The organism is Yersinia sp. SCPM-O-B-9106 (C-191) (genome assembly GCF_026183365.1).
Taxonomy (GTDB): Bacteria; Pseudomonadota; Gammaproteobacteria; order Enterobacterales; family Enterobacteriaceae; genus Yersinia; species Yersinia rochesterensis.
The window spans coordinates 4,249,725-4,262,654 of the sequence record NZ_CP110791.1; the positions used below are offsets into that span (position 1 = coordinate 4,249,725).

Consider the following 12,930-nt stretch of genomic DNA (forward strand, 5'->3'; position numbering starts at 1 on the left):
AAGGGTACTAAAAGAAATCATATGAACGAACAATATTCCGCAATGCGAAGTAACGTCAGTATGCTCGGCACGCTACTCGGGGACACCATCAAGGAAGCGCTCGGCGAACACATCCTTGAAAAAGTAGAAACCATCCGTAAATTATCTAAATCTTCGCGTGCTGGTAATGAAGCGAGCCGTCAGGAACTGCTGACAACGCTGCAAAATTTATCCAATGACGAGCTGTTGCCGGTAGCCCGCGCTTTTAGTCAATTTCTCAATTTGACCAACACAGCGGAGCAATATCACAGCATTTCGCCACATGGTGAAGCCGCAAGTAATCCGGAAGCCCTGGCCCAGCTATTCACCCGTTTGAAAGACAAAAAGCTGAGCGAAAAAGACATGCGCAGCGCGGTTGATGAGTTGTCTATTGAGCTGGTGTTGACGGCTCACCCAACCGAAATTACTCGCCGTACCTTGATTCATAAACTGGTCGAAGTGAATACCTGCCTGAGCCAGCTGGATCACAATGATTTAGCCGATTACGAACGCAACAAGATCATGCGTCGTTTGCGGCAGTTAGTCGCACAATCATGGCATACCGACGAAATTCGTAAAATTCGCCCTTCCCCGGTTGATGAAGCCAAATGGGGCTTTGCTGTGGTTGAAAACAGCCTATGGGAAGGCGTGCCCGCTTTCCTGCGTGAGTTTAACGAGCAGTTGCAAAACTCCCTCGATTACCGCTTGCCGGTAGAAGCCGTGCCGATCCGCTTCACTTCATGGATGGGGGGTGACCGCGATGGTAACCCTAATGTTACTGCCGAAATTACCCGCCATGTGCTGCTACTGAGCCGCTGGAAAGCCACTGATTTGTTCCTGCGTGATATTCAGGTCTTGGTATCAGAGCTTTCCATGTCGGAATGTACGCCAGAATTGCGTGAATTGGCGGGTGGCGAAGAGGTGCTCGAACCTTATCGTGAACTGATGAAGCGCATGCGCACCCAGTTGACGAACACCCAGACCTATCTGGAAGGCCGCCTGAAAGGCGAGCGTGTATTGCCACCGACTGATTTGCTGGTCAGTAATGACCAATTGTGGGACCCGCTATACGCCTGTTATCAATCGCTAAAAACCTGTGGCATGGAAATCATCGCCAACGGCCAATTACTGGATACCCTGCGCCGCGTGCGCTGTTTCGGTGTGCCGCTGGTGCGTATTGATGTGCGTCAGGAAAGTACCCGTCATACCGATGCCATTGCTGAACTGACCCGCTATTTAGGTCTGGGTGATTATGAAAGCTGGTCTGAAGCGGACAAACAAGCCTTCCTGATCCGTGAGTTGAACTCCAAGCGCCCATTAGTTCCACTGAAATGGGAACCAAGTGCCGAGACTCAAGAAGTGCTGGAAACCTGCCGAGTCATTGCCGAAGCACCGCAGGGTTCCATTGCTGCTTACGTGATTTCCATGGCCAAAGTGCCATCGGACGTGCTGGCAGTGCATTTACTGTTGAAAGAAGCCGGTTGCCCGTTCACTCTGCCAGTCGCGCCATTATTCGAAACTCTCGATGACCTGAATAATGCTGACGATGTGATGACCCAGTTACTGAATATCGACTGGTATCGCGGCCTGATCCAAGGCAAGCAAATGGTGATGATTGGCTATTCTGACTCAGCGAAAGATGCCGGCGTGATGGCTGCGTCTTGGGCGCAATATCGCGCGCAGGATGCTCTCATCAAAACCTGCGAGAAAGCTGGCATCTCTCTGACACTGTTCCATGGCCGTGGCGGTTCTATCGGCCGTGGTGGCGCGCCAGCGCATGCTGCACTGCTTTCTCAGCCTCCTGGCAGCCTGAAAGGCGGCTTACGTGTCACTGAACAAGGCGAGATGATTCGCTTTAAGTTTGGTTTACCGGAAGTCACTATCAGCAGTTTGGCGCTTTATGCTGGTGCGATTCTGGAAGCTAATTTGTTGCCGCCGCCGGAGCCGAAAAAAGAGTGGGTGGAGGTGATGGATATTCTGTCTGATGCTTCCTGCGATATGTATCGTGGCTATGTACGTGAAAATCCTGAGTTTGTGCCTTACTTCCGTGCCGCGACACCAGAACTGGAATTAGGCAAATTACCATTGGGTTCACGCCCAGCTAAGCGCCGTCCGAACGGCGGAGTAGAAAGCCTGCGTGCTATTCCCTGGATTTTCGCCTGGACGCAAAACCGCCTGATGTTACCCGCCTGGCTGGGTGCCGGTGCCGGTTTGCAGAAAGCGATCGACGCCGGGAAACGGGAAGAGTTAGCCACTATGTGCCGTGACTGGCCGTTCTTCTCAACCCGGATTGGTATGCTGGAAATGGTGTTCGCCAAAGCAGATTTGTGGCTGGCAGAATATTATGACCAACGTCTGGTAGATAAATCGCTGTGGCCGTTAGGTCAGCAACTACGCGACCAACTGGAAGCCGATATTAAAGTGGTGCTGGCGATTGCCAACGATGACCATTTGATGGCGGATTTACCGTGGATTGCGGAGTCTATCGCGCTGCGTAATGTCTATACCGACCCATTAAACGTGTTGCAAGCCGAGCTACTGCACCGCTCGCGCCAGCAAGAACACCCAGATGCCCGCGTTGAGCAAGCATTGATGGTGACTATTGCCGGTGTGGCGGCAGGGATGCGCAATACAGGTTAGTCATTGATTTTAAGGGGAAGAAATTCCCCTGATATTTTTTTTCGGCTGATAGAGCACCGGATCATTATTTCGGTTGTTAGTTAATTCGGTGCTCAGGTTCGGTTGTTAGAATTTCACTGTTCACTTAATCTCCGATGAACCAACCGCCAAAGGGTGCGGGCGCGCACCCTTGTGGAATCCCGCGCTTCGCACGTATCGCTTGCCCACTGCGTGGGTTCCCTCACTCATCATTTCGCTGACGGATCGGGCCGATTCGCATCCATGCTCAAGCGGCCCTCGCTCGGCATCCATGCCTCGCGTCCTACCTTCATTCTTCACTCGGCGGCTCAAATGTGCTTTTAACATCAAGGTCAAAACCAGAGTTTTGATTTTCTCTTTTGGTGTTGAGCGCAATCAGGAATATTACCGACAAAGACGATGGCCCGAGTGAGCGGGCATGGACGCCCGCGAAAAGCGCGCTTGGGCAAGGATGCCCATCGCGCTGGCTCGATAAGGCCAACGGCTGCCGGAGGGAACTGCGAATAGCAGTAATATTTCGCGCAAGCCGCAGGTGCAGGAGGGCCGGCTTGCCCTCCTGCTCGGTTGAGGCGGCAATACCAGCACTGGGAACAAATCGAATATCAACCGAAATCAGATCCGATCAAACTGAATGACTAATCAAAGCCAATGGGGATTAAAAGGGGCCACCGCCCCTTTTTAAAAACTATGGCCTCACCCCGAGGGTATGGCAAATCGCATAACTCAATTCTGCCCGATTCAGAGTATAGAAATGGAAATCTTTCACCCCTTCGCGGCTGAGAATCTTCACCATATCCATCGCCACTGATGCCCCGACCATCTTGCGCGTCTCTGGGTCGTTATCCAGCCCATCAAAAATACGGGTCATCCAATGAGGCACTCGCACATTGGTCATAGTGGCAAAGCGCTGGAGCTGCTTAAAGTTAGACACCGGCAGGATACCCGGCACGATTTCAACATCAATACCGGTCGCAACACAGCGGTCGCGAAAACGCAGGTAGCTTTCTACATCAAAAAAGAACTGCGTAATGGCACGGTTAGCGCCAGCATCAATCTTGCGTTTCAGGTTAATCAAATCAGCCTGCGCACTTTTGGCTTCTGGATGCACTTCTGGATAGGCGGCAACCGAAATATCAAAGTCACCCACGTCTTTCAGTAAGCCAACCAAATCAGAGGCATACATTTCTGGCTTGCCACTGTCCGGCGGTAAATCACCCCGCAGGGCGACAATATGGCGAATGCCACTATTCCAATAATCCGTGGCAATCTCACGTAGCTGAGTCGGAGAAGCATCAATGCAAGTCAGATGCGGCGCGGCTTCAAGGCCAGTGCGTTCTTTAATACCCTTGATGATGCTGTGGGTACGATCGCGCTCACCGGAGTTTGCACCATAAGTCACTGAGACAAACTTCGGTTTCAGAGTGCTCAGACGGTCAATAGAGCTCCACAGGGTGTCTTCCATCTCGCTGGTACGCGGCGGGAAAAATTCAAAAGAAACATTAATCTGGCCTTGCAGCTCTGCCAAACTTTGATTCAGCGCTTCCCGCTGGTTTGCGTGGAAAAAACTCATACCCTGTTACCCCATTGCCTGTTGTCATCATTTTGATGACTTATGTTATCTGTCATTTTTTATAAGCGTCTATACGTTTAGACGTCTAAATAGAAAATGACCGAAGTTGGCTAAAGAGTCAACTTTTAAATAAGTTTAGAACGATGATTAATATTCACACGCAATGTGCGGAAAATTCATATAGGGGAAAATATGGCGGTTTCGCCTCCCCTGCGGCGGGCAGAGGAGGTGAATAAAGGCAAATTACAGCAGTTGAGAAAGGCGGTTTAAATCAGATTGAATAGCGCCAGCGGTGACATCACGCCCAGCGCCAGGGCCACGGATGACCAACGGGTTGTCGCGATACCAACGGCTTTCAATGGCAAAAACGTTATCGCACGGCAATAAAGAAGCCAATGGATGGTCAGCACGTACTGCTTCAACGCCCACCCGCGCCTTACCATTAGCATCAAAGCGTGCAACGTAACGTAACACCAGACCCATTTCATTCGCAGCTTCTAAGCGCTGAATCATTTGCTGATTCAATGCCTCGCCATTTTCAAAGAATTGATCCACGGAACCAACATCAGCACCGGCAGGTACCAGCGACTCCACCCGCACCTGATTTGGTTCAATGTCGTAACCGGCTTCACGGGCCAAAATCACCAGCTTGCGCATCACGTCTTGCCCGGAGAGATCCACGCGCGGATCCGGTTCTGTCAAGCCCTGCTGCCAAGCTTGATCCACTAGCTCGGTAAAAGGCACCGTGCCATCAAATTGCAGGAATAACCAAGATAAAGTACCGGAGAAAATACCGCTGATCGCCAGAATACTGTCGCCGCTATCACGCAGGTCGCGCACCGTGTGGTTCACCGGCAAACCTGCCCCCACCGTGGCATTATACAGCCAGTGGCGGCCTGTTTTGGAGAAAGCATCGCGAATTTGGCGGTAGTTATTGCTGCTGGAAGCTCCGGCTAATTTATTGGCGCTGATAACGTGGAAACCGTAGCTGGCGAAGTCCAAATATTGCTCGGCCAGTGATTCGCTGGCGGTCACATCCAACACCACCAAATCATCAAATGGATGCGCGCGCATCCACAAGAACAAGGATTCTTCATCCTGCTCTTGAGCTTCGTCATCATAAAATGCTAACGTCCGACTGGCATCCAGCCCATCATAACTCAATAGACTGCGGCGGCTATCCACAACACCGGCCAGCACGAACTCAAAACCACTGCGCGCCGAGATATTCTTTTGCTCACGGGCGAAAAGCTCCAACCAGCGAGCGCCAATATTGCCTTTACCGAACAGCATCAAGCCAATCCGTTTTTCGGCGCGGAATAGTGATTGATGTAAACCTTGAATCAGGTGCTCAGTCGGCCCTAGACGCAGCACGGCGACCATGCTGATACCATCTTCAGCTTGCCAGATAAACTCGACCGGCTGGTCTTTCAGTTGTTGGTAGAAACGATGGCTGTGCAGTGGGTTCTTACTGACCCCCGCCCCCACCAGAGCAACCAATGCCAGCCCCTCGCGCAGAGATAATTTCCCCGGCAGCGTGGCATCTTCCAGCACTCTTAGCGCACTATCGACCACTTCTGAGGTATAGCAAAGCTGCAATAAGTTACGGTCAGGGTGAATACCGGTCGCCAGCGGCTTGATTTGCGCGCGTTTGAGCAGTAAATCAATTTCTTTCTGTGCCAGCGAGAAATCATGGTGACTGGCAATCTGTAATTCGATCAGGCAAACATCATCGTGGCTGGTGACAATTTTGGCACCCGAGCCTGAAGCCAGTACCCGCTCAATGCGGGTTGAACCTTGTTCTGGCTGATAGCTACAGCGCAACTGCAAATCGATATCACTGCCCGAAACCGGCTGTAGTGTGCGGGTATGCAACACCGGAGCCGCCAAACGGGCCAATTCACTGGCTTCATCCAAGCGCAATAATGGCAGTAAACAGGCATCTTTCACTTTGCGCGGGTCCGCACTGTATACCCCCGCCACGTCACTCCAGATGGTAACGCGTTCGACTCCCGCCAGCGCCCCGACCTGAGTAGCCGAGTAGTCACTGCCGTTACGCCCCAACAACACGGTTTCGCCGGTGTTATTGCGTGAGATAAATCCAGTGACCACCAGACGTTGATGTGGATGCTGCGCTATCAATTGTTGCAACAACGGATAAGAACGGCCTTCGTCGATTTGTGGCTGCGCTGCACGTTCAGCACGCAGAAAGCTGCGAGCATCAAGCCAGGTAGCTTTCATGTCGAGTTTGTTCAATACCGCAGACATCAAGCGAGCAGACCAAATCTCACCATGGCCGACCACTTCGGCATAAATTGCCTCGTCGATTTTGTTATCCAACAAGCCCGCCAAGCGCTCCAAATCATGGATAAACTCACTAATCAGCGGCTCAGCCATTTCTGGCGATAATAAGCCGCTAATCAGGTCATGTTGGTAACGACGCAAATTCTGCTGCACCTGATGGGCAGAAAGACGATCACTTTGACTGAGTTTCAGCCAACTAATCAGTTGGTTAGTGGTGCTACCTGCCGCAGATACCACCATGAGATCGCCGGGGTGGCTGTAGTTGGCCATAATATTAGCCACCCGCAGGTAACACTTCACATCTGCCAGACTACTACCACCAAATTTATGCAGTTGACGACCCGTCACCGCCGCTGCTACCGCTGTTGCATTCATACTTACCTCAGTCTCTCGCCAACCGGAAAGCATTGTCCAAATCGGCAATCAAATCTTCGCTGTCTTCGATACCCACGGAAATTCGCAATAAACTATCAGTAATGCCTGCGGCAGTGCGCGCTTCTGGCGCCATACCAGCATGAGTCATGGTCGCGGCGTGGGAAATCAGGCTTTCAACGCCCCCCAAAGATTCTGCCAAGGTAAACAATTCAAGGGCAGAGAGGAAACGACGCAGTACCTGTTCATCACCATTTAGCTCAAAACTGAGCATCGCACCAAAACCAGACTGCTGACGGCAAGCAATTTCGTGGCCGGGATGTTGTGGCAGAGAAGGATGATACAGCTTTTTCACTAAAGGCTGTTGCTGTAAATAGCGAACAATTTCATCCGCGTTGCGCTGCTGTTGAGCCATACGTGGTGATAATGTGCGTAACCCACGTAATAACAAGTAACTGTCGAATGCCGCGCCAGTCACACCAATATTATTCGCCCACCATGCCAATTCGACAGCGAGTTCAGGATCTTTGGCAATGACCGCGCCAGCAACCACATCTGAATGGCCATTCAGATATTTGGTACAGGAATGAACCACCAGATCCGCGCCTAAAGCAAGCGGCTGCTGCAACGCGGGGCTAAGGAAAGTGTTATCGCACAGGGTTAATGCGCCGACGGCATGAGCGGCTTTACAGATAGCGGCAATATCAACCACCCGTAACAGCGGGTTACTCGGAGTTTCAATCAACACCAGCTTGGGCTTTTCCGCCAGTGCCTTGCTCAGCGCCACTTCATCGCCCTGGTCAACAAATAGCACCCGATAGGCACCGCGCTTGCTTAAACTATCGAATAGACGGTAGCTGCCGCCGTAACAATCGTGGGGGGCCAGCAGTAAATCACCCGGTTTAAGAAAAGTGGTGCAAACCAAATGAATCGCCGACATCCCGCTGCTGGTCATTACCGCACCCGCACCACCTTCCAGCTCAGCTAATGCGCGCTGCACGACATCACGCGTCGGGTTGCCGCGACGTGAATAGTCATGGGCGCGAGGCTGATTAAAATCGATAAAATTATAGGTACTGGAGAGGTGAATCGGGGGGACAACGCAGCCGTATTGCTCGTCATCGTTCAACCCGCTACGGACTGCTATTGTTGCCTGTTTACGCGTCATATGGATTTCCACCAGCCGGATATCGAAAAAATGTTACGTCAGAGTAGACTCACAAATTACGGACGTCAATACATCTGGACATCTAAACTTCTTTGCGTATAGATTGAGCAATGGGATAATAACCGCTAAAATTATAGAGGTTTTAGATATCCTCATGATGTCAGTCAGGTTTCAATGGTGCCTTGTTTAACCACGAATTTGTTTAACCGCAAAGATGATAGAGAAAGGTAATAGCTATCAATAAATAGCAAAAAAGGTTATTTAAGTGACATTAGTCTAGTAAAATCGACATTTATTTAGTGAGAACAGTGAAGATCGGGCATAATTGGCCGGTTTTCAGAATTTAGTATTTTTCCGACAAATTTAAGGTGTCCCATGGCTGAGTGGAACGGCGAGTATGTCAGCCCTTACGCTGAACACGGTAAGAAAAGCGAACAGGTCAAAAAAATTACGGTATCCATTCCGCTGAAGGTGTTAAAAATCCTCACCGATGAACGGACCCGCCGTCAGGTGAATAACCTGCGCCACGCCACCAACAGTGAATTGTTGTGTGAGGCTTTTTTGCATGCATTTACCGGCCAGCCGCTGCCGAATGACGAAGATCTGCGTAAAGAGCGCAGTGATGAAATCCCGGAAGCTGCAAAGATTTTAATGCGTGAGTTGGGTGTTGATCCCGATACCTGGGAATATTGATTTCCCGCAGCAGTTCAGTTCTATTCATAATGTGAACTGGGTTGTAGAAATGAAAAAAGGCGCCTAAGGCGCCTTTTTCGTCTGACGGGCAATTATGCTTTAGTCGCACCCGGCACGCTGAAACGCTTGTTAAAGCGGTCAACACGGCCACCGGTCGCAACATCACGCTGCTTGCCAGTGTAGAACGGGTGGCATTCGCCGCACACGTCCAGATTCAGGTCATGACCAACAGTTGAGTTGATCTTGATAACGTTACCGCAAGAACAAGAAGCAGTAACTAAATCGTATTTAGGGTGGATACCTTTTTTCATGGAAAAACCTCTATATTTAGGCCGCGTCGCTATCCAGCCCTACTCCGCCAGACACCACACGATTGATAAATAACCATTTGTCGTTAAATAATCATTTATCGTTAACGAATAGTTGATTGCTAACGAACAATCGCTGATAAAACAAACAACGGTTGTTAGCAGAATTTGATATCGAATTATATCAAAGGCGGCAAATAATACAGAATTTGACCAAGCCGCGCAATCGAATCCGCACATTGTGAGGTACGCAGTGTAAACTGTTCAATCTTTATTTAGACCATTTTATTTATACCCTTTTATTTAGCAGGATAAAAATACATGTCCGTTGTTCAAGTGGCATTACCCGTACCGCTAACTCGCACCTTTGATTACCGCCTCGACAGTGCTATGGCCTGCCCGGTAGTTGGGGCCCGCGTCAGTGTGCCATTTGGTAAACGTAATGCCATTGGAATCGTAGTGGGTATCAGTGATACCAGCGCATTCCCTCTTGAACAACTCAAAGCCATTGATACGGTTTTGGACAGTGACAGCTTATTCCCACCCAGCTTGTGGCGCATTCTGTGTTGGGCAACCGAATATTATCATTATCCGATCGGCGAAGTGCTGTTCCATGCTTTGCCCATCTTATTGCGCCAAGGAAAGCCCGCGAAATCCGCCCCTTTGTGGCAATGGTTTGCCACAGAACAAGGCCGCGCTACGCCGCCGGAAAGCTTAAAACGCGCGCCCAAACAACAACAAGCTCTTGCGGCGTTATTACAAAAACCGGTTTATCGCCATCAAGTAAATGAAATGGCATTAACTGAAAGCGCGCTGCAAACATTGCGTAGCAAAGGGTTGATTGACCTGCGAGCGCAAGAAGTGGCGACCACGGACTGGCGTAATGGGTTTTCGGTGCTGGGCGAACGTCTGCGGCTCAATACCGAGCAAGCTACCGCCGTCGGGGCGATTCGCAGTGAAGATACCCAGTTTGCCGCCTGGCTACTGGCTGGGGTGACCGGCTCCGGCAAGACTGAAGTTTATCTCAGCGTGCTGGAAAATATTCTGGCACAGGGCCGCCAGGCGCTAGTTTTAGTCCCTGAAATTGGCCTAACCCCGCAGACTATTGCCCGTTTTCGTGAGCGTTTTAATGCGCCGGTTGAGGTGCTCCATTCCGGTTTAAACGACAGCGAGCGCTTATCCGTCTGGCTACGGGCGCGTAACGGCGAAGCCGCGATTGTGATTGGGACTCGCTCCGCGCTGTTCACTCCATTCTCCCGGCTGGGCGTTATCATTATTGATGAAGAGCATGATAGTTCCTATAAACAGCAGGAAGGTTGGCGCTACCACGCCCGAGATTTAGCGGTGTTCCGCGCCCGTGAAGAAGGCATTCCTATTGTGATGGGGACAGCCACTCCCGCGCTGGAAACTTTACATAATGTTCAAATGGGTAAATATCGCCAGCTAACACTGTCAAAACGGGCGGGTAATGCCAAGCCAGCAGTGCAGCACTTACTGGATCTCAAGGGGCTGCCATTAAAAGTTGGCCTTTCTCAGCCGCTGCTAAAACGCATGAAAGCCCATTTGCAAGCCGACAACCAAGTGATTTTGTTTCTCAACCGCCGCGGTTATGCACCTGCTTTGCTGTGCCATGAGTGTGGTTGGATTGCGGAATGCCAGCGCTGTGACCACTATTACACCCTGCATCAGAATCACCGCCAATTACGCTGCCATCATTGCGATAGCCAACGCCCAGTGCCACAACAATGTCCGAAATGCGGCTCGACCCATATGGTCTCCGTGGGTGTCGGTACCGAACAGTTGGAAAACGAATTAGCGCCTTTATTCCCAGAGATCCCGATCACCCGCATTGACCGCGATACCACCAGCCGAAAAGGTTCGCTGGAACAACACCTGGCTGATGTGCATCAGGGGGGCGCGCGGATATTGATTGGTACCCAAATGTTGGCGAAAGGCCACCACTTCCCGGATGTCACTCTGGTGGCATTGCTGGATGTCGATGGCGCGTTGTTCTCGGCCGACTTCCGTTCTGCGGAGCGCTTTGCGCAGCTTTACACTCAAGTATCAGGCCGCGCAGGCCGTGCGGGTAAACAAGGCGAAGTCATTTTACAAACTCACCACCCTGAGCACCCGCTGCTGCAAATTCTGCTACAGCAAGGCTACGACGCCTTTGCCAAACAAGCATTGGCGGAGCGAAAAAGCGTATTTTTACCGCCCTATACCAGCCATATCATTGTGCGCAGTGAAGACCATGATAACCAGCAATCAGCGCTGTTTTTGCAGCAATTACGCAATTTGTTGGAAGCCAGCCCACTGAAAGACGAAGCATTATGGATTATGGGGCCGGTTCCGGCGTTACAGGCTAAGCGCGGCGGGCGCTTCCGCTGGCAATTACTGTTGCAGCACCCCTCACGGCAATTCCTGCAACGGCTGATTAAAACCTCTCAGCCACTTATCAATACTTTGCCGCAAGCACGGAAAGTGAAGTGGACATTAGATGTTGACCCAATAGACAGCTAATTGACCGATGTCACCGTGATGTTAGCGGTAATGCCAATGATTCTTGGAGTAAAACCGCATCATAAAGCAATCGATTACCCCATTTTCTGCGAGTCAGTTCGAAAAAACCTACTTATGTCACACTTTTTATGCAAATTAGGTAACAAATTGCCCCCACGATCTGTATAGAATGACGGAAAGCCTGCATTAAGCATTAGTGCTGACTCGGAGTCAGAGCAAGGAGAAAGGCGTTGGAACATAAGAAAGAATTCACGATGGCCACCATGAAGGATGTGGCCGAAATGGCCGGTGTTTCGACTGCGACGGTATCGCGCGCATTGATGAACCCGGAAAAAGTTTCAACAATAACTCGGCAAAAAGTGGAACAAGCTGTTCTGGCTGTCGGTTATTCTCCCCATGCTTTATCTCGCAATATCAAACGTAACGAATCGCGCACTATTCTGGTTATTGTGCCGGATATCAGCGACCCCTTTTTTGCTGACATCATCCAGGGCATTGAACATGCCGCCGCCCAACAAGGCTATCTGATATTAATTGGTGATTGCGCACAACAACCCCAGCAAGAGCGCAGCTTCGTTAACCTAATCATCACCAAGCAAATTGATGGCATGTTGCTGTTAGGCTCCAATCTACCTTTCGATGCCAGCAAAGAAGAACAACGTAATTTACCGCCGATGGTAATGGCAAACGAGTTTGCCCCGGAGCTAGAGCTACCCACCGTCCACATTGATAACCTCACCGCAGCCTATGAAGCGGTAGAATATCTGATTAGATTGGGTCACAAGCGCATTGCCTGTGTTGCCGGGCCTGAAAACTTTCCGCTGTGTCAATATCGGCTACAGGGCTATATCCAGGCGCTACGCCGTAATGGTATCGAGGTCGACAGCAACTATATTATACGCGGCGATTTTAGCTATGAAGCGGGCGCTGACACCTTTATCAAGCTGATGGAGCTGCCGGAACCCCCGACCGCAATATTCTGTCACAATGATGTCATGGCGATCGGCGCGATGTGGCAGGCGAAGAAAATGGGCCTGCGTATCCCACAGGATGTCTCTGTCGTCGGCTTCGACGACTTGAAATTGTCACAGTATTGCGATCCTCCCTTGACCACCGTGGCACAACCACGTTATGAAATTGGTCGGCAAGCCATGTTACTATTACTCGAACAGTTACAAGGGCATCCAGTACAGAGTGGCTCCCGCTTGTTAAATACCGAATTAATTGTCAGGGAAAGTACTGCTGCGCCTAAACACTAGGCAAATATTCAGGGGTTCAGTAACATGACGGGCTTATTCCATCATCACGACGCAGCGAAA

At 50.7% G+C, this 12,930-nt stretch carries 8 protein-coding genes; 4 read left to right on the forward strand and 4 right to left on the reverse strand.

Features of this window, described 5'->3' with window-relative positions:
• Nucleotides 1-21: 21 nt before the first annotated feature.
• Nucleotides 22-2,658, forward strand: coding sequence for a phosphoenolpyruvate carboxylase (ppc, locus tag OP863_RS19170; RefSeq protein WP_038638024.1), 2,637 nt, complete (start codon nt 22-24; stop codon nt 2,656-2,658).
• Nucleotides 2,659-3,361: 703 nt separating this feature from the next.
• On the opposite strand, the gene metF is transcribed toward ppc, so the two are convergent.
• From metF to metB, 3 genes are all read right to left on the reverse strand, one after another.
• Nucleotides 3,362-4,246, reverse strand: coding sequence for a methylenetetrahydrofolate reductase (metF, locus tag OP863_RS19175; RefSeq protein WP_038638022.1), 885 nt, complete (start codon nt 4,244-4,246; stop codon nt 3,362-3,364).
• Nucleotides 4,247-4,489: 243 nt separating this feature from the next.
• A complete protein-coding gene (locus tag OP863_RS19180) occupies nt 4,490-6,925 on the reverse strand; it encodes a bifunctional aspartate kinase/homoserine dehydrogenase II (RefSeq protein WP_038638020.1) in 2,436 nt (811 codons plus the stop codon).
• Between the two features lie 7 nt (nt 6,926-6,932).
• Nucleotides 6,933-8,090, reverse strand: coding sequence for a cystathionine gamma-synthase (gene metB, locus OP863_RS19185; RefSeq protein ID WP_145588770.1), 1,158 nt, complete (start codon nt 8,088-8,090; stop codon nt 6,933-6,935).
• 375 nt (nt 8,091-8,465) lie between these two features.
• Here metB and metJ point away from each other — a divergent pair, with 375 nt between their 5' ends.
• Nucleotides 8,466-8,783 (forward strand): met regulon transcriptional regulator MetJ, encoded by a 318-nt coding sequence (metJ, locus tag OP863_RS19190; protein WP_004392248.1) that lies wholly within the window; start codon nt 8,466-8,468, stop codon nt 8,781-8,783.
• 92 nt (nt 8,784-8,875) lie between these two features.
• On the opposite strand, the gene rpmE is transcribed toward metJ, so the two are convergent.
• Nucleotides 8,876-9,094, reverse strand: coding sequence for a 50S ribosomal protein L31 (gene rpmE / locus OP863_RS19195; RefSeq protein WP_038638012.1), 219 nt, complete (start codon nt 9,092-9,094; stop codon nt 8,876-8,878).
• A 318-nt stretch (nt 9,095-9,412) separates the two neighbouring features.
• Here rpmE and priA point away from each other — a divergent pair, with 318 nt between their 5' ends.
• Together priA and cytR are read left to right on the forward strand one after the other, a co-directional pair.
• On the forward strand, nt 9,413-11,611 hold the full coding sequence (gene priA, locus OP863_RS19200) for a primosomal protein N' (RefSeq protein WP_265525721.1): 2,199 nt from the start codon (nt 9,413-9,415) through the stop codon (nt 11,609-11,611).
• A 230-nt stretch (nt 11,612-11,841) separates the two neighbouring features.
• Entirely contained in the window at nt 11,842-12,870 is a 1,029-nt protein-coding gene (gene cytR / locus OP863_RS19205; RefSeq protein ID WP_038638007.1) for a DNA-binding transcriptional regulator CytR, read from the forward strand.
• The last annotated feature ends 60 nt before the right edge of the window (nt 12,871-12,930 follow it).